This window comes from Streptomyces sp. NPDC053541 (assembly GCF_044544705.1).
In the GTDB taxonomy this organism is placed as follows: Bacteria; Actinomycetota; Actinomycetes; order Streptomycetales; family Streptomycetaceae; genus Streptomyces.
The window spans coordinates 219,503-241,514 of sequence record NZ_JBITXM010000013.1 but is presented as its reverse complement, the minus strand read 5'-3'; the positions used below and the strand labels follow the sequence as shown (position 1 = coordinate 241,514).

Below are 22,012 nucleotides of genomic sequence, written 5' to 3'. Positions count from 1 at the left end.
CCTCGTCGACGAGGAACGCCGCACCGTGCACGTGGTGTACGCCGCTCGCCGGCACCCCAAGGACACCGACTGACCCGACCCTGCCGAGCCGTGGCGGCCCGCTCGTATGCTCGGTCCATGACGGATCACCAGGCAGCACGCGACGCCCGTCCCACCGAGAACGCCATGCGCAGGGCCCTGAAGCGGGCCCGGGACGGGGTCGCGCTCGACGTGGGGGAGGCCGCCGTGCTCCTGCGGGCGCGCGGGGCGGATCTGGCGGACCTGGTCGCCACGGCCGGGCGGGTGCGGGACGCGGGACTCGCGGCCGCCGGGCGGCCCGGGGTCATCACGTACTCGAAGAGCGTCTTCATCCCGCTCACCCGGCTCTGCCGGGACAAGTGCCACTACTGCACCTTCGCGACCGTGCCCGGCAAGCTGCGCCGGGAGCGGGCCGCGGTGGGGGCACCTCCCGCCTCGAAGAGTGCGGGGGCGTTCATGTCGCCGGACGAGGTCCTGGACATCGCCCGGCGCGGGGCCGAACTCGGCTGCAAGGAAGCCCTCATCACCCTCGGCGACAAGCCGGAGGACCGCTGGCCCGAGGCCCGCGAGTGGCTCGACGCGCACGGCTACGACGACACGATCGCGTACGTGCGCGCCATGGCGATCCGCGTCCTGGAGGAGACCGGTCTCCTCCCGCACCTCAACCCCGGCGTGCTGTCCTGGACCGACCTCCAGCGGCTCAAGCCCGTCGCGCCCTCCATGGGCATGATGCTGGAGACCACCGCGACCCGGCTGTGGTCCGAGCCCGGCGGCCCGCACTTCGGCTCCCCGGACAAGGAACCGGCCGTCCGGCTGCGGGTCCTGGAGGACGCCGGCCGCTCCTCCGTGCCCTTCACCAGCGGGCTGCTCCTCGGCATCGGCGAGACGCACGAGGAGCGCGCCGAGTCGCTGTTCGCGCTGCGCCGGATCGCCCGCGCCTACCACGGCATCCAGGAGCTGATCATCCAGAACTTCCGCGCCAAGCCGGACACGGCGATGCGCGGCATGCCGGACGCCGAACTCGACGACCTCGTCGCCACCGTGGCCGTCGCCCGCCTCATCATGGGCCCCTCCGCCTGCCTCCAGGCCCCGCCGAACCTCGTCGACGCCGAGTACGAGCGCCTGATCGCCGCCGGCATCGACGACTGGGGCGGGGTCTCCCCGCTCACCATCGACCACGTCAACCCGGAGCGCCCCTGGCCCCGCATCGAGGAGCTCGCGGAGAAGTCCGCCGCCGCCGGCTTCGAGCTGCGCGAACGCCTCTGCGTCTACCCCGAGTTCGTCCGCCGCGGCGAGCCCTGGCTCGACCCGCGCATCGTGCCGCACGTGCGCGCGCTGGCCGACCCCGCCACCGGCCTGGCGAACCCGGACGCGCCCGTCCGCGGCCTGCCCTGGCAGGAGCCCGACGAGGCCTTCGCCGCGAGCGGCCGCACCGACCTCCACGCCACCATCGACACCACCGGCCGCACCGGCGACCGCCGGGCCGACTTCGACGAGGTGTACGGGGACTGGGAGGCGCTGCGCGAGGCCGCCGCGCCCGGCCTGGTGCCCGACCGGCGCGCGCCCGAGCGGATCGACGCCGAGGCCCGGGAGGCCCTCGCCGTCGCCGCCGACGACCCGACCCGGCTCACCGACCCGCAGGCCCTCGCCCTGCTGCACGCCGACGGCCCCGCCCTGGACGCGCTGTGCCGGACGGCCGACGAGGTCCGCAGGTCGGCGGTCGGCGAGGACGTCACGTACGTCGTCACGCGGAACATCAACTTCACCAACGTCTGCTACACCGGCTGCCGCTTCTGCGCCTTCGCCCAGCGCCGCACCGACGCCGACGCCTACACCCTCTCCCTCGACCAGGTCGCCGACCGGGCCCAGCAGGCCTGGGAGGTCGGCGCGGTGGAGGTCTGCATGCAGGGCGGCATCCACCCCGACCTGCCCGGCACCGCCTACTTCGACATCGCGCGCGCGGTGAAGGAGCGGGTCCCGGGGATGCACGTGCACGCCTTCTCGCCGATGGAGGTGGTCAACGGCGCCACCCGCACCGGCCTGTCGATCCGCGAGTGGCTGACCGCCGCCCAGGAGGCCGGGCTCGACTCGATCCCCGGCACGGCCGCCGAGATCCTGGACGACGAGGTCCGCTGGGTGCTCACCAAGGGCAAGCTGCCCACCGCGACCTGGATCGAGGTCGTCACCACCGCCCACGAGCTGGGCCTCCGGTCCTCGTCCACGATGATGTACGGGCACGTCGACCAGCCCCGGCACTGGCTCGGGCACTTCCGCACGCTGGCCCGGATCCAGCAGGAGACGGGCGGCTTCACCGAGTTCGTGACCCTGCCCTTCATCCACACCAACGCGCCCGTCTACCTCGCGGGCATCGCCCGCCCCGGCCCGACCGTCCGCGACAACCGCGCCGTCACCGCCATGGCCCGGCTGCTGCTCCACCCGCACATCCCGAACATCCAGACCAGCTGGGTGAAGCTGGGCACGGAGGGCGCCGCCGAGATGCTCCGCTCCGGCGCCAACGACCTCGGCGGCACGCTGATGGAGGAGACGATCTCCCGGATGGCCGGGTCGAGTTACGGCTCGTACCGCTCGATCCGCGACCTGGAGGCCATCGCCGAGGCCGCCGGCCGCCCCTCCCGCCCCCGCACCACCCTCTACGGAGAGGTCCCGGAGGAGCGGCAGCGCGCGGCCCGCGCCTCGGACGGGCACCTGCCGGAGCTCCTTCCGGTCCTGCCGGCGCAGGGGACCGAGGCGGCCCGAGCCGAGAAGACCAACTGCGGTCAAAAGCGGCCTGAAGGGCGCCTGACCACATAAGGTTCCGGCCCCCGAACGAGCCGATCCGGTCTATTACAGTGCTGAGCAGACCGGTGTACGGGGGGAGGGCACGTCGTGACCACCACAGCCGCGGCCGTGTGGGGCCGCACCGAGCAGCAGGACTTCCGTGCGCGGGTCCGCGGCTGCCTGCTCGGCGGGGCCGTCGGCGACGCCCTCGGCGCCGGGGCAGCGGGGCGCACCCTCGCCGAGCTGCGCACCGCGCACGGCCCCGAGGGCCTGACCGAGCTCGCCCCCGCCTACGGGCGGCGCGGCGCGGTCACCGCCGCCACCCAGATGTCCCTGTTCACCGTCGACGGACTGATCCGCGCCCAGGTGCGCCGCGACACCGGCCACTGGCACCCGCCCACCGACGTGCACCGGGCCCATCTGCGCTGGGCCGCCACCCAGCGCGACTGGGGCCCCGACGAGCGGCGCACCGACCTCGGCTGGCTGGCCCGCGAGGAGTGGCTCTACGCCCGCCGCGACCCGGCCCGTGCCTGCCTCACCGGTCTCGGCGACGCCCGGCTCGGCACCCTGGACCGGCCCAAGAACCCGCAGGCCGCCGACAGCGGCGCCGTGGTCCGCTCGGCGCCCTTCGGGCTGCTGGTCGGCTGGGAACCGCAGCTGGTGTGCCAGCTCGCGGTGGAGTGCGCGGCCCAGACGCACGGCGACCCCGCCGCCTACCTCGCCGCCGGCGCCTTCGCCGTCGTGGTGCACGGCCTCGCCCGCGGCGGCGGCGTCGAGGCGGCCGTCGCGACCGCGCTCGCCCAGCTCGCCCCGCGCCCGGGCCACGAGCCGGTGACCGAGGCCCTTCGGGCCGCGCTGGACGCCGTACGCCAAGGGGTGCCGGACGACACCCGGGTCACCGCCCTCGGGGCGGACGAGGACCGGGCCGAGGGACAGCTCGCCGCCGCGGTCTACTGCACGCTGGTCGGCGAGGACGTCCGGCACGGGCTGCGCCTCGCGGTCAACCACGACGGCCCGTCGGCGGCGACCGGCGCCCTCACCGGGGCGCTGCTCGGCGCCCTGCACGGCGAGACGGCCCTCCCGCCGGCCTGGGTGGCCGAGCTGGAGGGCCGTGCCACGGTACTGGCGCTGGCGGACGACTTCGCGATGGAGATGACCCAGGGGGCCGCCCTGCACGGCCCCTCCGACCTGGCCTCGGGCTGGCTCAGCCGCTACCCGAGGGGCTGACCGGACCGGGCGCCGGACTCCTGGGCCGGCAGGGCAGCGGAACCGTCGCCGCCGCCCAGCCGGTCCAGCAGCGCGTCGCGCTCCGGCGTCGCCTCGGGCTTCACGTACCCGATCAGGACGTACAGCACCAGCGAGGTGGCGAGCGGCGAGACGATCTGGATCTGCAGCTCCACGCCGTCCAGGCCGTAGTTGGTGAGCCAGAAGGCGAAGAGGCCGGCCGCCCAGGAGACCAGCGCGGCGGTCGGGCCGGACTTCCGGAAGGCCCGCAGCAGACCCAGCATGAAGGGGATCGCGATCGGCCCCATGAGCCCGGCCACCCACTTGATGACGACGGTGATGATGTCCTTGAAGGCGGGGGAGTTGACCTGGGTCGCGACCGCCATCGACAGGGCGAGGAAGGCGACCGTCGACCAGCGCGCCGCGAGCAGCCCCGCCCGCTGCGTCCACGAGCGGGCGGCCTTGCTCAGCACCGGCGCGATGTCCCGGGTGAAGACGGCCGCGATGGCGTTGGCGTCCGAGGAGCACATGGCCATGGTGTGCGAGAAGAAGCCGACGATGACCAGGCCCAGCAGACCGTGCGGCAGCAGCTGTTCGGTCATCAGGGCGTACGCGTCGGAGGCGTCCGGCTTCTTCGGCTGCACGAGCAGCGGCGCGCACCACATGGGGAAGAACAGCACCAGCGGCCACACCAGCCACAGCAGCGCGGACAGTCGCCCGGAGCGGGTGGCCTCGCGGGCGGTCGGGGTGGCCATGTAGCGCTGCGCCTGGTTCCACATGCCGCCGCTGTACTCGAAGGTCTTGATGAAGAGGTAGGCCAGGAGGAAGGTCAGCGTGTACGGGCCGGCCGTCGGCGCGGTGTGCCCCTGGAGCTCGGGCCGGTCCCACACGGTCCACAGCGCCCCGATCCCGCCGAGCTTGCCGAGCACGGCCACCAGCATCGCGAGTCCGGCGAGCAACTGGATGACGAACTGCCCGAGTTCGGTGAGCGCGTCCGCCCACAGACCGCCGACCGTGCAGTAGATGCCGGTGATGACGCCGGTGATGAGGATGCCCTGGTTGAGCGAGATCCCGGTGAAGACGGACAACAGGGTCGCGATCGCCGCCCACTTGGCGCCCACGTCCACGATCTTGAGCAGCACCCCGGACCAGGCGAGGGCCTGCTGGGTGGGCAGGTTGTAGCGGCTCTTCAGGTACTCCAGCGGCGAGGCCACCCGCAGCCGGGACCGCAACCGGTTGAGCCGGGGCGCGAACAGGTGGGCGCCGACGGCGATGCCGATCGCGATGGGGAAGGACCAGGTGACGTAGGAGGTGACGCCGTAGGTGTAGGCGATGCCCGCGTACCCGGTGAACATCACCGCGCTGTAGCCGGACATGTGGTGCGAGATCCCGGACAGCCACCAGGGCATGCGGCCGCCGGCCGTGAAGAAGTCGGAGACGTCGTCCACGCGCTTGTGGGACCAGACGCCGATCGCGACCATGACGCCGAAATAGCCGATGAGCACGGCCCAGTCGAGACTGTTCATCGCGCCCCCTCCCTCTCCCTGGGATCCGGTCCGCCTTGTGAACGCGGTTCATGGTGTGGGGAGTTGGGAGGCGGGGACAATGCGGGGTATGGTCAAGGGGAGGTAAAATCGTTCGGTTCGCTGACCTCTGTTCATGTGTGTGAACGACTGGGCGGGTCCTCGCGGTGCGCCGAAGGCCCCGGCCCGACGTGAGGTGACGTCGGACCGGGGCCTTCGGGCTGCCGGATCAGGCGAGGGAGGTGGGCCAGTTGTTGGGCAGGCCGGTGTACTCGCGCGCGCCGAAGGGGGCGCTCCAGCTGCCGGTGCCCTTGTAGAGGTAGGAGTCGGTGTTGCCGGAGTTGGCGGCGTAGAGGTCGGGGCGGCCGTCGCGGTCGGCGTCGCCGATGCCGACGAGGTGGCTGTAGCCGCCCCAGCCGGCGCCGATGCGGACGCGGGGTGCGAAGGTGCCGTCGCCCTTGCCGAGGTAGAGCCAGAGGACGCCGTCCTTGTCGCGGGCGACGAGGTCTCCGGCGGTGCCGCCGGCGATGTTGCCGGTGGCGGTGATCTGGTTGTAGCCGTTCCAGCCCGTGCCGATCTTCACGCGCGGGGAGTAGGGGGCGCTCCAGCTGCCGGTGCCCTTGTAGAGCCACATGACGCCGGCGGTGTCGGTGGCGACGAGGTCGGCCTTGCCGTCGCCGTTGAGGTCGCTGCCGGCGGCGAACTTGTTGTAGCCGCCCATGCCGGAGGCGATCTTGTAGCGGCCGGCGAAGGTGCCGTCGCCCTTGCCGAGGAAGTGCCACAGGACGCCGGAGGTGTCACGGGCGATGAGGTCCGCGTGGGCGGCGCCGCCGATGTTCCCGGCGGCCTCGATCTGGTTGTAGCCGTTCCAGCCGGTGCCGATCAGCTTCTGCTCGCCGGACCCGAGCTGGTGGTTCCAGCGGTCGTAGAAGGTGTCCACGCGCCACAGACCGCCCTTGCTGTCGCGCATGAGCACGTCGGGCGAGCCGTTGTCGTTGAAGTCGTGCGGGGCGGCCTTGCGGACGGCCTTGAAGGTGCCGGAGGTGACCAGGTTCGGGCCGATGCCGTTCATCGGCTCGGCGTTGACCTCCCAGGTGTAGTCGCCGTTGTACGCGCTCTCGAACCGCCCGTCGTTGAGCAGCCCCTCCCAGTCGAGGCGGACCACGCCGTTCTCCGGCTGGGTGAAGGTCTGGGTGAAGACCTTGCCGGTGCGGACGTGCCGCAGGGTGATCTTGGCGTGCACGTTGTACCGGGACAGCGTCCACTCGAGCCGCGCCCGGCCCCCGTTCTGGTCGAGGTCGACCACGGCGGGGACCTTGGAGCCCAGCAGGGCGACCTTGGTGGACTCGCCGCTGCTCGCCACCAGCGTGGCCGTCGGGAGCCCGTCGGCGCCCTGGACGATCCGGTAGAGCCCCTCGCCCTGGGCGACCGTGCCGCCGCGCACGATCTGGGCACCGTCCGGGGCCACCGTGGCCGAGAGGGTGTGGTCGAGCAGCTTGCGGGTGGTCGTGCCGTCCTTCAGGCTGCGCGCGGTCAGCGCGTACAGCGGGTCCTTCTCCAGGTCGGTCAGACCGCTGCGGGTGCCGTACGTGACCCAGTCCCCGACCAGGCCCACCTCGACGTCGCGCCGCCACGCCTTGCCGACCACCGTCTTGCGGGTCGCCTTGGTGGCGCGGTCGACGGTCACGACGGTGGCGACGCCGTCCGCGTCGTACTCGACCCAGGCCAGGTGCGTCGGCGAGAGGGCCATGTCGCCCTGCGCCGAGGCCTGGTACGTCTCGGTCACCGTGTTGGTGGCGAGGTCGATCGTGGCCGCCACGAACGTCTTGGCCGCGTCCGCACCCGTGGTGTACGTCAGCAGCGCGTGCTCGGCCGTCCCCGGCGCGACGTGGACGTTCGTCGCGTCGCCCGGCAGGCCGACGGTCATCTTGCCGCTCGCCGTGCCCACGGCGTTCAGGTGGAGGATCCGGTCCCCGTACGCGTTCGGCATCGTGGTGAACAGGGCCTTGCCGGCCGCACCCGCGTACGTGACGTCACCGCCGAGCGGCACGGTGCGCAGCGTCTTGTCGGTCGCCATGTCGATGAGGGCGGCCTGGCCGCCCCCGTGGGTCGCCACGATGTCACCCGAGCCGGTGCTCTCGATCGGCGTGCCCCAGTTCAGCTCCTCCGGTGCGGAACCGTCCGCGGGGACCCAGTACCGGGTCAGGGAGTAGGCCTCCTCACCGTAGGGAGCGGTCTGGGTGAGGGCCAGGTAGCCCGTCGTGCCCGCGCCGAAGACGGTGCTCTTCTTCGGGAAGGGGGCGACCTCGTTCGTGGTCGCGTCCGCTGCCGTCGTGCCCTCGACGGCGGTGGCGGCGAACGCCGGGGCGGTCAGCGCGGTCGCGCCGACGGTGACGGCGAGCACGGTGACGACGGCCGCGGCGAGCCGACGGCGGACAGGACGTGCGTGGGACAAGTGCGTTCTCCTCGGGTCTGACCGGTCGCACCAGCGGTGCGCCGGATCAGACTCACGACCCCCGGAAGAGGTTGTACGCACGTTCGAAGTTTTTCGGCCGGGCGTTCGGCCGGGCATGACCGAGCCCCCTCGGCCAGGACGGCGGACCGGTCGAGAGGGCTCATTCCGTAACGAAGTGCGCGGTGCGCGCGGGGTCACAGGGCCCCGGCGCTCACCTCGCCCACGAACGCGTTCCACGAACCCGGTCCGAAAGAAATCGAGGGGCCCTCGGGGGCCTTCGAGTCGCGCACGTCGATCGCGTTCACGACGGGGGACTTGACCTCGACGCAGGCGCCGTTGCCGCCGGAATACGAGGACTTCGTCCAGCTGTCCGTGCCGCCCTGAATAATCGCCATTGTTCCCAACTCCGGTTTCTTCGAGTGCGAGTGCTGCGAGTGATCGCGCCAAGGTTCTGCTTGCTTTGGCGTGATCGACGCTACTCGCCCGGCCACGTCGTACGGGACCGGCGTTCACCCGACCGGATGGCATATTCCAAGTGGACTTCCGCTGGGGCGAGTCGGGGGTGTACCGTACCGGCCTCTTCCCCCGGGCCCCGGCAGAATGGCGGCATTCAGCCGCCAACACCCCGCATTGCCCCTATTTCCCGCCGGCGTACTCCTTCGCAATCCGCGTCACGAACTCCCGGGTCTGCTCCACATTCAGCGCCTGTGCCCGCAGGTGCTCGTACATGACGCTGTACTTCCCGACGTCCTGCGCCTTCTCCAGATACAGATCGCTCGTCACGCCCTCGATGTAGACCACCGACGAATCGGACGTGTCCGGGAATTCCAGAATCGCGTAATGCCCGCTGATGCCCGGGTGCGCGCCCATGTCGAAGGGCAGCACCTGCACCGTCACGTGCGGCAGGTGCGACTGCTCGACGAGGTGCTCCAGCTGCTCCACCATCAGCTGCCGGCCGCCGACCACCCGGCGCAGCGCGCCCTCGTCGATGACCGCCCACAGGCGCAGCGGACGCTCGTCGTCCTTGATGCGGTCCTGGCGGCGGGTGCGCACGGTGACCCGCTTCTCGATGTCCGCCGGGGTGGACTCGGGCAGCGCGCCGGTGATCACGGCCTCGGCGTACGCGTGGGTCTGCAGCAGCCCCGGGATGATCTGCGGCTCGTACACCCGCAGGCTCTCCGCGTCCGTCTCCAGACCGATGTAGACGCTGTACGGGATGTCGCCGAAGGCGTGCCACCAGCCCTGCTGGCGGGAGTCCTTGGCCATCTGCATGAGCGAGTCGACCATCCGCTCGTCCTCGACCTCGTACACCCCGCACAGATCGCGGACGTCGCGCTGGCTGATCGAGCGCCGGCCGTTCTCGAGGCGGCTGATCTTCGACTGGGAGACCAGCAGGCGCTCGGCGACCTGCTCGGCCGTCATGCCCTTCGCCTCCCGGAGCCGTCGCAGCTCCTGGCCCAATCGGCGTCGCCTGACGGTGGGGTTGACATTGGACGCCACGGAAACTGCACCTCCGGCTGTCGGCCGCGCAGCGCCGACGGGCTGCGTAGCTGTGGGTATCTACCGCTTGGCAGACTGCCACCAAAGGTGTGGAGTGCGCTGGCGAATGCCCAGACGCGGGCATATGCGTGGGCCTGTGCCCGGGTATGTGCGTGCGCCCCGTGCGGGGCGGGTGCGGAGGTGCGCGTACGGGACGGGCGCCGTCGCGGACGCCCGCCCCGTACGTGGGGGTGCTTGGCGGTGCCTGGTGGTGCTCGGTGGTGCCTGGTGGTGCTCGGTGGTGCCGTGCAGGTGCGGTGCCGGTGCGCGTGCTCGGCCGGCGCGCGCGTGGACGTGCGTGGAACGTGCGTCACATGGCGGCGCGCGCCATGGTGCCGCGCCGCGGCTGGGACGGCACTCCGCCCGCCGTGGCGCTCCGGCGGGGCTGGGCGCCCACGCCGTTCTGGACGTCCATGACGGCGTGCGCCACGAGACCGCCCATCGGGTCGTGCCGGATCAGGTCGCGCAGCCGGGACCGCGACGACCGTCCTTCGTTGCCGGGGTACAGGTGCTTGCCGAGACCGACCGCGTGGGCCAGGGCGGCGAGCGCCGCGGTCCGCGGGTCCGGCGGTACGCCGGTGCGGATCGCACTGTCCAGCCGGGCCCTGATCTCCCGGCTGATGGCCGTGTCCGTCGCCTGGTAGCGAGTCGTCGGCAACACCCCGCACATCTGGCCCTCCACGGCATGCACCATGCCGCAGCGCTCCAGATGCGAGAGATACGTCTGGCGCAGCCCCAGTCGGGGCCCGCCGATCCAGTGGACGGCCCGGACCGGACTGCCACGTCTGCGCAGCAGTTCCAGTGCGGAGTCCAGAGTCGGATCTCCGGTCGGCCGTGGCATCACCACGGCGATACGATCCCCGTCAGGGGCTATCCGTCCTGCCAGAGCCAGCTCCACTAGCTGTGCTCCGGCCAGGCCCAGGTCGAGCGACTGCGGCTGCGCTGTGGTACCCGTGGCCGGGTCCAGAGCGAGCAGCAGAAGCTCCTCCGGAATAGTTCTGCGGCTCCTGCCCATCCATGCCTCCCCGCGTGGATGAATGACAGGGTGACCCCTCTCACATTCATCTGTCGAGAGTGCCTGGGCGGTTCGTACGGGAACCGGCAGGTATGTCGTTCTCGTCTAGCACGGGAGCCAAGGGGTTCACACAGGACACTGGTAGACGGTTCGGACGTAGGCATGAGCGCATGAGCGATGGAGGAGGCACGGTGGCGGGCGAGTCCCCCGACAAGGCGGAGCAGCGGGAGAACGCGGTCGGAGGCGACGGCAAGGACCCCCGACTGTCCGTTCTCCGGGACCGGGTGGACGAGCCGACGGCCGTCTTCCGGGCCCTGGCCCCGCGGACGGCGCCGGAGGACGAGCCCGAGGCGCCGGAGAGCCGGGACGAGGCCGCCGAGGCCGCCGAGAAGCCCGTGAACGCCGAGACGGAGTCCTCCGAGCCCTCGGAGCCCTCCGAGCCCTCGGACTCCCCGAAGGCGGAGGACGCGGCCGGGGGCGAGACGGTTGCGGACGAGACCGAGGAGACGGGCGACGGGTCCGAGGCCGACGAGCCCGACGCCGACGAGCCCGAGGTGGAGCCTGCCACCGCGGAGGCCGAGGACGCGGACGGGGACGAGACCGCGGACGAGGGCGAGGGCGAGGAGGCGGAGGCCGCCGAAGTCTCCGAGGCCGCCGAAGCCTCCGAGGCCACACCAGCCAAGCCGGTCGACCAGCCGACGGCCGTCTTCAACGCGTTCGCCCCGCGCAACTCCCAGCCGAAGCCGGCCCAGCCCGCGCCCGCGCCCGCGCCCTCCCCGGAGGGCAAGCCCGAGGCCGCCAAGCCCGAGGGCACGTCGGAGCACAAGCCCGAGCCCGAGGCTGCCACGCCCGAGCCGGAGGCCGCCGAGCCCGCGCCCGAGGCGGAGTCCGCCCCGCCCGTGGACCAGCCCACCGCGGTCTTCAAGGCGTTCACCCCGCCCCAGGCCAAGCCGGTCGACCAGCCGACGACGGCCCTCAAGCTGCCGCCGTCGACCTTCCGCCCGCTCCAGGGCGACATCACCCAGGAGCAGCCCAAGCCGGCCCGGCCGAAGCCCGAGGAGCCGGTTGCCGTGGTGCCGACGCCCGCGCCGGCGCCCGTACCCGCGTCGCTCGCGGAGCCGGAGCGCACCAGACAGCAGCCGCTTCCGCCGCGCCCGCCGCTGGAGATCCTGGCGGAGCTGACCAACACCCCGCCGCCGCCGGAGACTCCGCTGCGGACCACCTTCCGGCGGCTGAAGATCTGGACCCCGCTGGTCCTTCTCCTCCTGGTCGTCTTTGCGGTCGTACAGTTCGTGCGCCCGCTCCCGGACCCCAAGCTCGTGCTCTCCGCCGACCCGACGTACACCTTCGAGGGCGGCCCGCTCCAGATGCCGTGGCCGTCCGAGGGCCAGGGCGCGGCCGAGGTCGAGGGCGTCGGTTCGCTCGGCACGTACGGCCCGCAGAAGCCGGCGCCGATCGCGAGCGTGGCCAAGACCATGACCGCGTACGTGATCCTGCGCGACCACCCGATCAAGGGGAACGCCGACGGCCCCGAGATCGAGGTCGACCGGACCGCCGGTGAGCAGGCGAAGGCCAAGGACGAGTCGACGGCCCCCATCAAGGAGGGCCAGACCTACAGCGAGAAGGAGCTGCTCCAGCTCCTGATGATCCCGTCCGGCAACAACGTGGCGCGCCTGCTCGCGCGCTGGGACGCCGGCTCCGAGGCCGCGTTCGTCGACAAGATGAACGCCGCCGCCAAGGAGCTGGGCATGACCGGCTCGACGTACACGGACCCGTCCGGCCTGCAGTCGACCACCGTGTCGACCCCGCTCGACCAGCTGAAGCTGGCGAAGGCGGTCATGCAGTACGACGTGTTCCGCGAGATCGTCGACATGCCGAACGTGACCATCGACGGCATCCCGACCCGGATCGAGAACAACAACACGATCCTGCTGGAGCCGGGCGTGACCGGCATCAAGACCGGCTCGTCGACCCCGGCCGGCGGCAACCTGCTGTGGGCGGCGAACACCGTCGTCGACGGCCAGAAGCGCCGCATCCTCGGCATCGTCATGGGGGCGAAGGACGCCCCGCAGCTCTACCAGAAGCTGGACCTGGCGATCGCCAACAGCCTCAAGGTCATCCAGAAGGCGCAGGCCGACGTGACCTCCGCCGCCGTGGTGACGAAGGGACAGGTCGTCGGCTACGTGGACGACGGCCTCGGCGGCCGCACTCCGGTGGTGTCCACCAAGGACCTGAAGGCGGTCGGCTGGCCGGGCCTGAAGGTGAGCCTCCGGCTCGGTGACGGCGGGAAGAAGCCGCCGCACGCGGCGAAGGCCGGGGACGTCGTCGGCCAGGTCTCGATCGGCACCGGCACGGGCGCGGTCAGCGCTCCGGTGGCCCTGGCCAAGGACCTCGTGGAGCCCGGTTTCCAGGAGAAGCTGACCCGACTGGGCTGATCGGACGGGCGCCCGGGGAGCTCCCCGGGCGCCCGCCTGTTAGCGTTCCCCGGGGGGAACGAGAAGAAGGGCTGCACGGGAGAGGGCCGCATTGAGCACCGCCGAGGGGACCCGTGAGGCTGGAGGCCAACCCGACGTGTCTTCACCTTCGCGAATAGAACTTCCCGAGCAGCGGCCGCCCGGCGAACCGCGCTCCGGCGCGGCCTCCGAGCCCACCGAGCCGCCCACCGAGCCGCCCTCCGGTCCCTCCGAGGTCGCCGAGCCGCCCTCCGAAGCCCTGGGCGACCCCGCCCCGGATGCCCCGGCTTCGGACGATCCCGCGCCGGACGGCTCCGCGCCGGACGACTCCGCTCCGACGGCACCGCCCTGGCGGCGCAAGCGCCGCTACCCGGTGCTCGTCGCGACCGCCGTGGCCGCGCTCACCCACGTCCTGTGGTTCTTCTTCTTCGCCAACAGCGGCGGGGACCTGGCCGCACAGGACGCCTGGGCCGAGTTCGTCGGCCGGCACCCGGACTCGGCGTACAACCTCGCCTGGTACGGCGGCATGCACCCGGTCTCGTACAGCGTCGTCTCGCCGTACGTGATGTCGGTGCTCGGCGTGCGCACCACGATGATGATCGCCGGGACGCTGTCCGCGGCCCTGACCGCGCTGATCCTGGTGCGGGTGCGGGCCGTGCGCAATCCGATGGCGTGCGCGCTGGCCGGCGTCTTCGCCTTCCTCTGCAACGCGCTCTCGGGCCGGGTCACCTTCGGCCTCGGCATGATGTTCGCGATCGGCTCGGTGGCCGCGGTGTTCTGCTGGCCGCACCGCTGGCGCTACCACCGCTGGGCGAAGGCGGCCGTGGCCGCGCCGCTCGCGGCGCTCGCGACCGCGTGCAGCCCGGTCGCGGGGCTGTTCCTGGGCGTGGTCGCGGCGGCGCTCTTCCTCAACAAGCGGCGCCCGGGCGCGTACGCCGTCGGTCTCGCCCCGGTCGCGGTGGTGGCGCTCTCGGCGTGGCTGTTCCCGTTCTCCGGCACCCAGCCGATGAGCCTCGCGTCGACCTCGCTCCCCTTCCTCTTCGGCGTTCTCGTCTTCCTGCTGGTCCCGAAGGACTGGCGCACGGTGCGCACGGCGGCGGCCGTCTACGCGGCCGGCACCCTGCTCACCTGGCTGGTCGACTCCCAGATCGGCTCGAACGTCAGCCGGCTCGTCATGCTGTTCGCGGGCGTCGTGCTGCTGGCCGCGCTGCCGTACGCCCGGCCGCGCTCGCGCCGCTGGTACGCGCTGCTGCTGGCCTTCGCCGGTCTGAACGCGTGGATCGGCTTCAAGGGCGTCGACGACGTCATCCGCACCGCGCCGGACGCCTCGTGGGCGCGTGAGGTGGCGCCGCTGATCAACCAGCTCCAGGTGCGGGGCGCCGAGCAGGCCCGGGTGGAGGTCGTGCCGGCCTCCAGCCACCGCGAGTCCTCCGCCCTCGCCCCGTACATCAACCTGGCCCGTGGCTGGAACCGGCAGGCCGACATCCAGCGCAACCCGCTCTTCTACGACGACACCCTGAACGCGGCGAACTACCACGACTGGCTCGACCGCTGGGCCGTGCACTACGTGGTGCTGCCGACCGGGGCGCCGGACTCGGGCGCGCAGCGCGAGGCGGAGCTGGTCGACGGCGGTCTGCCGTATCTGGAGCAGGTGTGGTCGGACGCGAACTGGCGGCTGTACGCGGTCACCGACCCGACCCCGCTGGCCGACGCGCCCGCCCGGGTGCGGCGGGCCGAGGCCAACGAGGTGGTCCTTGACCTCGACCGGCCGGCCAGGATCCGGATCCGGGTGCCGTACTCGCCGTGGCTGGCGCTGCTCGACGGGAACGGCGGCAAGATCGAGCCGCCGCAGGAGACCGAGGCGTCGAAGAAGGCCCGCGAGGAGGCCGAGGCGGAGTCGGGCGTCGAGCTCCCGAAGGTCTTCGCCAACGAGGAGGGCTGCCTGCTGAAGGCGGAGCCGGACGCGGAGGGCGACGAGTGGACCGAGCTCGTCGCGCCGAAGGCCGGAACCTACCGGCTCGGCGCCCCGTACAAGCTCTTCCCGCGCGGCACGGCCTGTCCGGAGGAGCTGCGCTGACGTCACTCGTACGTGGGGTGCGGGGCCGGAGCGGCCCGGCCGGGGGCGCCGAGGGGCATAGGGTCCCGTCCGTACGGAAGTGACGTGGCGAAGTCGGCGGTGGACAGCAGTGGGCGACATGGCGGTGGACGCGCGATCGGGCGCGCAGGACGAGACGGCGGCTCCGGCCCCCCAGGGGAAGGCGGCGCGGCGCAAGCGTCCGATGTGGGTCGAGATCCCGATCCTGGTCGCCATCGCGCTCGGCCTGGCCTTCCTGATCAAGACCTTCCTGCTGCAGGCGTTCCTGATCCCCTCGGGGTCGATGCAGAACACCCTGCAGAAGGACGACCGGGTGCTCGTCGACAAGCTGACCCCGTGGTTCGGCTCGGAGCCCGAGCGGGGCGAGGTCGTGGTCTTCCGCGACCCGGCGGACTGGCTGGCGAACAGCCCGGTGCCGCCGCCGAACGCCTTCCAGAACGTGCTCGGCTTCATCGGCCTGATGCCGGCGGCCGGTGAGAAGCACCTGATCAAGCGGGTGATCGGGGTCGCGGGCGACACCGTCGAGTGCGTGGGCACCGGCCCGCTCAAGGTCAACGGCCACCCGCTGGACGAGCCGTACGTCTACCCCGGCAACACCCCGTGCAGCCAGGACCCGGCCGGCCAGTTCAAGGTCACCGTGCCCCAGGGCAGCGTCTGGGTCATGGGCGACCACCGCCAGGCCTCCCTCGACTCCCGCTACCACCAGACCGACCCGCACGCGGGCATGGTCCCGCTGACGGACGTGGTCGGCCGCACGGTGGTCGTCGCCTGGCCGGTCACCCACTGGTCGACCCTCCCGGTCCCCACCACCTTCGAGCAGCCCTCCCTGGCGCCCTGACCCATTCCCCCGACGACAGACCGAGGCACCCCATGGCCATCATCGTCACCTTCGACCTCCCCGGCGCCGGCCCCGAGCTCTACGACGCGGTCATCGACCGCGTCACCGGGGGCCGCGGCTTCACGACCTTCGCCGACGTCCACAACCCGGGCCTCCTCTCCCACGCGGCGGGCCCGGTCCCGGGCGGCTTCCGCGTCACCGAGGTCTGGACCGACCAGGAGGCCCTCGAAGCCCACGCGAAAACCTTCACCCCCATCCTCACCGCCCTGGGCCACCCGGACCTGCAGCCCACGATCATCCCGGCCCACAACGTGGTGGTGAGCTAGTCGGCGGGCGGCGCGTCACACGAAAGGGCACCTACGGATATCCGTAGGTGCCCTTTGCACTGCCTGGTGCCCCCGGCAGGATTCGAACCTGCGACACCCGCTTTAGGAGAGCGGTGCTCTATCCCCTGAGCTACGAAGGCGGGACCAGTGAACAGGGTAGCGGATGGCGGGTGCCGGGGGTTGGGGGCTCAGGTGTCGAAGCGGGTGAGGTAGTCCGGGTTCGCGATCGGGGTGGTCGTGAGGAACTCGGGCGGGAGGTCGAAGGCGTCCACCAGGGGGAGCAGGTGGGGGGCCAGGGTGGCGAGGGTGCCGTCCGTGGTGGGGTGGAGGGCCTCGACCTGGGCGGGGGTGAGGTGGCCCGCGGCGAGCAGGTCGCCGGTGTGCGGGCGCAGCTCCTGGAGGAGGAAGAGGCGGGCCAGGTGCTCCAGGAGGAGGCGGCTGCCGGGGGTGGCGGCGCGGGCGACGGCGGACAGGAAGGCGTCGGCTGCTGCGGTGCGGGCGTGCGCGGCGACCATCTCCAGGGCGGCGCCGGAGGTCTCGTTCCACCGCCCGATCGGGTCGCCGGAGGGGCCGTTGCGCAGGGCGGCCCTGGCCCGGGTCTGCCAGATGCGTTCGACGTGGGCGTGCAGGTCGCGCAGGAAGCCGAGGTCCGTGAGGGCGGCGGGACCGGCCGCGCCGCCGGCGGTGCGGTCCGGGCCGGGGCCGGGTCCGGCCTCGTGGGCGAAGACCAGTTCGGACGCGGCCTTGGCCCAGATGACCAGGTTGTCGCCCTCGGCGGTGATGCCGCCCTCGATGTTGAGCGGCAGCTCGGAGATGCCGTTCGCGGGGAACAGCCCCTGCGCGCCGCAGCGTTCGCGGGCCTCGACCGCGATGTCACGGGCCTGCCAGGTGATCCAGCCCTTGGCCACGGCGATCAGCCGCTCGACCTCCTCCCGCTGTCGCGGGTCCGCGGGGTCGTGGGCGCACCAGCGGTCGAGCACCTCGCGGTGCAGGAAGGTCATCGCGTACGAGGTGGCGAGCGAGCGCAGCAGCCGCCCGTGGTGGGTGCGGTGCGCACTCAGGGGTATCCGCTCGCCGGCCTTGGGCGCGGCGACCTGACGGTGGTGGGCGTAACGGACGGCGATGGCGAGCGCGGCGCGGGCCATGCCGAGGGTGCCGCCGCTCATGCAGAGCTTGCCCATGGTGACCCGGCCGACGGAGCGCAGGAACCGCTTGCGCCGGTTGCCGAGGTTGCTGACCAGGCGCCCGTCCTTGTCGAGCCGGCCGTGGGCGGCCTCCAGCATCGCCTCGCGGGGCAGCCGGACGTGGTCGAAGGAGGTGAGGCAGTGGTCGACCGGGGTGCCGGTGCGCTCGGGCAGGCGCTGCACGTGGATGCCCGGAAGGTGCCCGTCGGCGTCGCTGAGCGGGGTGAGGAAGAGGAAGACGCCCTGGTCCCGGTCGTCGACGAGCAGCCGGGCAGCGACCACGGCCGTCTTCGGGCCGCCGGCGAGGCTCGTGTTGGGCATGAACTTCCGCGCCCCCGGATTCGGGGTGTGCAGCACGAATCCGCCGGTCTCGCGGTCGAGGACGGCGACCGTCTCCAGCGCGGCGACGTCATTGCCGTGGGCGAGTTCGGTGCAGAGGAAGGTTCCGGTGCGCTTCATTGACGTGTAGTCCGTCAAGTCGCGGCGATATCCGTCGTGATCGAGGAGGCTGCCGAGGAAAAGGTTGTAATGAATGCTGGCGAGCGTGCACACGCCGCCGTCCACGAATCCGGTCCATTCGTGCAGGGCCGCGAGCCGCCGCGCGTCGTACGCGAGGGCCTCGGCCGCCGGGCCGGCGACCGTGTCGTTGACCCGGCGCAGCCGCTCGTAGGAGAGGGCGGTGCGCTCGGCGGGGCTCAGTCCCGGCCGGTGCGCGAAGGCCGGTCCGGCGATCAGCCGCCGCCATTCCCCGTGGACGCGGGCGCGTTCGTCGCCGTCGAAGAGCAGATCGGCGAGGGCCCGTATGTCCCCGCCGTCATCGGCGAGGGGGACGGCCGGCGGCTGGGCTGGGGGGACGGCCGTGTCCACGGCGCCATCGTGTCTGAGTGGTGCTTCCGCGTGCTGGAGCATCGGCTCCCCCGTAAGAGTGTGACCGGCAGGGAAGAGGTGGTGACCTTGCGCAACAAGATACGGACCAACCGGTTTTGTTTCAATTTGCCTTGTCAAACCGGCTAGCTGGTTTTATTCTTGAAATGTGGACGTGTGAAGAAACCGGTCTCGCCCGGCTCACCCTACTGCCGGCGGCGATCCAGGGACCGGTCGCCGACTCATCACTCCATGCGAGCCGTTGGAATACCAGCCTCCGGTCTCCTTCGGAGCCGTGAGGTACGGAGGATGTAGTGGCACAACAGGAACGAGCCATCCGCACGCGCCAGAAGATCGTGCTCGCGGCCGCGGAGCTGTTCGACGAGGTCGGCTACGAGGCCGCCACGATTTCCGAGGTCCTGAAGAGGTGTGGGGTGACCAAGGGCGCGCTCTACTTCCACTTCGCCTCCAAGGAGGAGCTGGCCCAGGAGGTGCTCGCCGGGCAGGTCGCCGCGCTGCCGCCGGTCCCGGAGCGTGAGCTCTTCCTCCAGCAGCTCACCGACGAGGCGCTCGTCCTGGCGCATCTGCTGCACGTGGGCGACCCCATGGTGCGCGGCAGCGTGCGCCTCACCGTCGACCAGGGCTCGCCGTACGACGGCCTGGACCGCGGCGTACCGATGCAGGGCTGGATCAGCCACAACACCGACGTCCTGGCCCGCGCGAAGGCGGCCGGCGAGCTGCTGCCGCACGTGGACGTCTCCTCCGCCGCCACCCTGTTCACCGGCAGTTTCACCGGAGTTCAGGTGCTGTCGAAGATCATGACGCGGCACGCGGACATGGTGGAGCGGGTCGCCGACCTGATGCGGACCATGGTGAGCGCCATCGCCGTGCCCGGCGTCCTCGTCCGCCTCGACTTCACACCCGAGCGCGCGAAACTCGCCTACGAGGAGGCCGTCCGGGCGCGGGAGGCGGGCACCACCGCGCTCGCCGGCGCCACGGACTGACGCGAGCCGGGCTGACGCGAGCCGGGGTGTGCGACGCGGACCGATGCGAGCCTGACGAGGCTTGGGCGGACGCGAGCCGGGCCGACCTGACTCGGGCCGGCGCAACTCGGACCGACGCGAGCCTGACGTGGCTCGGGCGGACGCGATCCGGACCTCGCAGCGGTACGAACGGACCTCGCAGCGGTACGGAACGTGCGGCGGTACGGGCCGACGGTGCCGCGGCGCCGTGACGACAGGTCGGTCCCGGTCCGTTTCCGCCCGGGCCCAACGGCCGGAACCCGTGCCATCGGCACGGATCCGTGACAGCGCGGGGTCCGTACCGGTATGGCAGGTCCATGACCCCGTGACCCCGTGACCCCATGGCCACGGCCCACACGGGTCACGGCCACACCGGCCACGGCCACGGGGGTCGCGACCGTGCGGTCCCGCAGAGACGCATCCGACCCCGTATCCGACCCCGCATCCGATCCGGCAACGGATCCAGAAGACGGAGAAACCGCATGGACGAGATGGACGAGCGCAACGACGTGCACCCCGAGGTGCAGCACGACGCCCCCGGAGCCACCGGCGCCGGATCCCTCGCCCTCGCGGGCGCGGGCGGCTGCCCGTACGCCCTCGACGTGACCGGCCGCGACCTCGCCGGCGAGGCCGCCGCCCTCCGGGAGCGCGGCCCCGCCGTCCCGATCGAGCTGCCCGGCGGCGTCGGCGCCTGGGCCGTGGTCCGCCAGGAGCACGTCGAGCGGCTGCTGGTCGACCCGCGCGTCTCCAAGGACGCCCGGCGCCACTGGCCCGCCTTCATGGAGGGCCGGATCACCCCCGAGTGGCCGCTCTTCCCCTGGGTCGCCAACGAGAACATGCTCTTCTCGTACGGTGCCGAGCACGCCCGCCTGCGCCGTCTGGTCGCCGCCGCGTTCACCGCCCGCCGCACCGCCGCGCTCCGCCCCCGCATCCAGGAGATCAGCGCCGCGCTCCTCGACGGCCTGGCCGAGCGCCTCGCCGCCGGCGAGACCGCCGACCTGCGCACCGGCTACGCCGAACCGCTGCCGCTCCAGGTCATCTGCGAGCTCTTCGGTGTGGCCGAGGGCGCCGACCGCGACGAGCTCACCGCCGCCCTGCGCACCGTCTTCAGCTCCAGCGTCTCCGCCGAGACCATGGAGGCCGCGCGCGGTACCGCCTTCCGGCTGCTCGGCGGCCTGGTCGCCGCCCGCCGCGAGGTGCCCGGCGACGACCTGACCTCCTCCCTGATCGCCGCCCGCGACGGCGACGGCGACGACGCCCTCACCGAGAACGAACTCCTCGGCTCCCTCTTCCTGTTGATCGCCGCCGGCCAGGACACCACCGCCACCCTCGTGGTCAACGCCGTCGCCGCGCTGCTCACCCACCCCGAGCAGCTCGCCCACGTCCGGGCCGGCCGGGCGAGCTGGGACGACGTGGTCGCCGAGACCCTGCGCCTGCACGGCCCGGCCGCCTACTCGCCGCTGCGCTTCGCCGTCGAGGACATCGAGCTGGACGGCGTGAAGATCGCCCAGGGCGACCCGATCCTCGTCAACTTCGCCGCCGGCGGCCGTGAGCCGGAGCGCCACGGGCCGGACGCCGAGCGCTTCGACGTGCTCCGCACCGACCGCGACCCGCTCGCTTTCGGCCACGGCGTGCACCGCTGCCTCGGCGCCCCGCTCGCGACCCTGGAGGCGACGACCGCCCTCGAAGCCCTCTTCGAGCGCTACCCCGACCTCGAACTCGCCTGCCCCGCCGAGGAGCTGGCTCCGCTCCCGACCTTCATCCTGAACGGGTACGGGGCACTGCCCGTCCGGCGGGCCGCGCGCGACTGACGGGCACGGGCGCACGGTCTCTTTTGTTCGCTGAAAAACCGCTCGACCGGTTTGTTACAGTCGAAGAAAGTGAACGCGTCGGCACCTCGGAACGCGTCGGCACCTCCTCAGTGACGGAGGCCCCTTGGCCAAGCAGGAGCGGGCCATCCGGACCCGCAACGCCCTCGTCGAGTCGGCGGCGGTGCTCTTCGACCGGGACGGCTTCGAGCTCGCCTCGCTCGCGACCATCAGCGCCCGCGCCGGGGTGAGCAGCGGCGCCCTGCACTTCCACTTCCCCAGCAAGGCGGCACTGGCCGACGCGGTCGTCGCGGCGGCCGGCGACCGCCTGCTGCGGATCACCCGGGAGCGCGAGGCGCTGCCGCTGCAGATCCTGATCGACGCCAGCCACGAACTGGTCCAGGGTCTCGGCACCGACCCGGTGCTGCGCGCCGGTTTCGCGCTGGGCGCCGCCCCCGAGCGCACCCGCACCGAGCGGGACCTGAGGCGCCAGTGGCGCGAGTGGGTCGAGGGCATGGTGGCCCGCGCCGAGCGCGCGGGCCTGCTCGCGCCCGACGTCGCCGCCCGTGACGTCGCGGCGGCGGTCGTCGCGGTCGCGGCGGGCCACGAGGCCCTGGGCCACCAGGACCCGGGCTGGCTGGAGCGCGCCCCGCTCACCCGCTTCTGGGCGTTCCTGCTGCCCCGGGTGGTCGGCGCGGCACGGGTCGGCCTCTTCGTGGCGGCCGGCGACCAGGAACGCGTACGGGAGCCTGATCACGTACCTGAAACGGGGGAGCCGGACCGCGTACGGGAGTCGGGGGAGGCCGATTGCGTACGGGCGACCGGTGAGTAGGTGCTCCCTTCCTGACCCTGGCTCTGGCCGTCGCCCTG

The 22,012-nt window shown here is 72.4% G+C and carries 14 protein-coding genes, 1 tRNA gene and 1 pseudogene; 9 read left to right on the top strand and 7 right to left on the bottom strand.

The window, feature by feature from the left end:
- Window positions 1-117: 117 nt before the first annotated feature.
- Window positions 118-2,748, top strand: a pseudogene (locus ACIGW2_RS31685) (bifunctional FO biosynthesis protein CofGH); the annotation flags it as partial.
- Window positions 2,749-2,904: 156 nt separating this feature from the next.
- On the top strand, window positions 2,905-4,023 hold the full coding sequence (locus tag ACIGW2_RS31680; protein ID WP_361588734.1) for an ADP-ribosylglycohydrolase family protein: 1,119 nt from the start codon (window positions 2,905-2,907) through the stop codon (window positions 4,021-4,023).
- On the opposite strand, the gene ACIGW2_RS31675 is transcribed toward ACIGW2_RS31680, so the two are convergent.
- The 5 genes from ACIGW2_RS31675 to ACIGW2_RS31655 all read right to left on the bottom strand — a co-directional run bounded on the left by ACIGW2_RS31675 (window position 4,008) and on the right by ACIGW2_RS31655 (window position 10,552).
- A complete protein-coding gene (locus ACIGW2_RS31675) occupies window positions 4,008-5,546 on the bottom strand; it encodes a sodium:solute symporter family protein (protein ID WP_391654749.1) in 1,539 nt (512 codons plus the stop codon). The two genes, ACIGW2_RS31680 and ACIGW2_RS31675, sit on opposite strands and share 16 nt — an antisense overlap.
- A gap of 226 nt (window positions 5,547-5,772) precedes the next feature.
- A complete protein-coding gene (locus ACIGW2_RS31670; RefSeq protein WP_399847455.1) occupies window positions 5,773-7,998 on the bottom strand; it encodes an FG-GAP repeat domain-containing protein in 2,226 nt (741 codons plus the stop codon).
- Between the two features lie 194 nt (window positions 7,999-8,192).
- Complete coding sequence (locus ACIGW2_RS31665) at window positions 8,193-8,393, bottom strand: DUF397 domain-containing protein (RefSeq protein WP_356074046.1); 201 nt, start codon at window positions 8,391-8,393, stop codon at window positions 8,193-8,195.
- Between the two features lie 241 nt (window positions 8,394-8,634).
- Window positions 8,635-9,498, bottom strand: coding sequence for a helix-turn-helix transcriptional regulator (locus ACIGW2_RS31660; RefSeq protein ID WP_361585976.1), 864 nt, complete (start codon window positions 9,496-9,498; stop codon window positions 8,635-8,637).
- Window positions 9,499-9,847: 349 nt separating this feature from the next.
- On the bottom strand, window positions 9,848-10,552 hold the full coding sequence (locus tag ACIGW2_RS31655) for a GPP34 family phosphoprotein (RefSeq protein WP_356074051.1): 705 nt from the start codon (window positions 10,550-10,552) through the stop codon (window positions 9,848-9,850).
- A 170-nt stretch (window positions 10,553-10,722) separates the two neighbouring features.
- Here ACIGW2_RS31655 and ACIGW2_RS31650 point away from each other — a divergent pair, with 170 nt between their 5' ends.
- The 4 genes from ACIGW2_RS31650 (at window position 10,723) to ACIGW2_RS31635 (ending at window position 16,264) form a co-directional block, all read left to right on the top strand.
- A complete protein-coding gene (locus ACIGW2_RS31650) occupies window positions 10,723-12,987 on the top strand; it encodes a D-alanyl-D-alanine carboxypeptidase (protein WP_399847453.1) in 2,265 nt (754 codons plus the stop codon).
- A 136-nt stretch (window positions 12,988-13,123) separates the two neighbouring features.
- A complete protein-coding gene (locus ACIGW2_RS31645) occupies window positions 13,124-15,082 on the top strand; it encodes an MFS transporter (protein WP_399847452.1) in 1,959 nt (652 codons plus the stop codon).
- Between the two features lie 118 nt (window positions 15,083-15,200).
- A complete protein-coding gene (lepB, locus tag ACIGW2_RS31640) occupies window positions 15,201-15,938 on the top strand; it encodes a signal peptidase I (protein WP_399847450.1) in 738 nt (245 codons plus the stop codon).
- 32 nt (window positions 15,939-15,970) lie between these two features.
- A complete protein-coding gene (locus ACIGW2_RS31635; protein ID WP_391654744.1) occupies window positions 15,971-16,264 on the top strand; it encodes a hypothetical protein in 294 nt (97 codons plus the stop codon).
- Window positions 16,265-16,328: 64 nt separating this feature from the next.
- Here the strand turns inward: ACIGW2_RS31635 and ACIGW2_RS31630 are convergent.
- Both ACIGW2_RS31630 and ACIGW2_RS31625 read right to left on the bottom strand, forming a co-directional pair.
- Window positions 16,329-16,404, bottom strand: a tRNA-Arg gene (locus ACIGW2_RS31630).
- Window positions 16,405-16,452: 48 nt separating this feature from the next.
- The gene (locus ACIGW2_RS31625; RefSeq protein ID WP_399847447.1) at window positions 16,453-18,315 is read right to left on the bottom strand and encodes an acyl-CoA dehydrogenase; all 1,863 of its coding nucleotides are present in this window, start codon (window positions 18,313-18,315) and stop codon (window positions 16,453-16,455) included.
- A gap of 311 nt (window positions 18,316-18,626) precedes the next feature.
- On the opposite strand from ACIGW2_RS31625, the gene ACIGW2_RS31620 reads away from it, so the two are divergent.
- The 3 genes from ACIGW2_RS31620 (at window position 18,627) to ACIGW2_RS31610 (ending at window position 21,974) form a co-directional block, all read left to right on the top strand.
- Window positions 18,627-19,316 carry a ScbR family autoregulator-binding transcription factor gene (locus tag ACIGW2_RS31620; protein ID WP_361585961.1) on the top strand — a complete coding sequence of 230 codons (690 nt, stop codon included), beginning with the start codon at window positions 18,627-18,629 and terminating at the stop codon, window positions 19,314-19,316.
- A 500-nt stretch (window positions 19,317-19,816) separates the two neighbouring features.
- On the top strand, window positions 19,817-21,145 hold the full coding sequence (locus ACIGW2_RS31615) for a cytochrome P450 (RefSeq protein ID WP_391654742.1): 1,329 nt from the start codon (window positions 19,817-19,819) through the stop codon (window positions 21,143-21,145).
- A 124-nt stretch (window positions 21,146-21,269) separates the two neighbouring features.
- Window positions 21,270-21,974, top strand: coding sequence for a ScbR family autoregulator-binding transcription factor (locus ACIGW2_RS31610; RefSeq protein ID WP_399847444.1), 705 nt, complete (start codon window positions 21,270-21,272; stop codon window positions 21,972-21,974).
- Window positions 21,975-22,012: the final 38 nt, after the last annotated feature.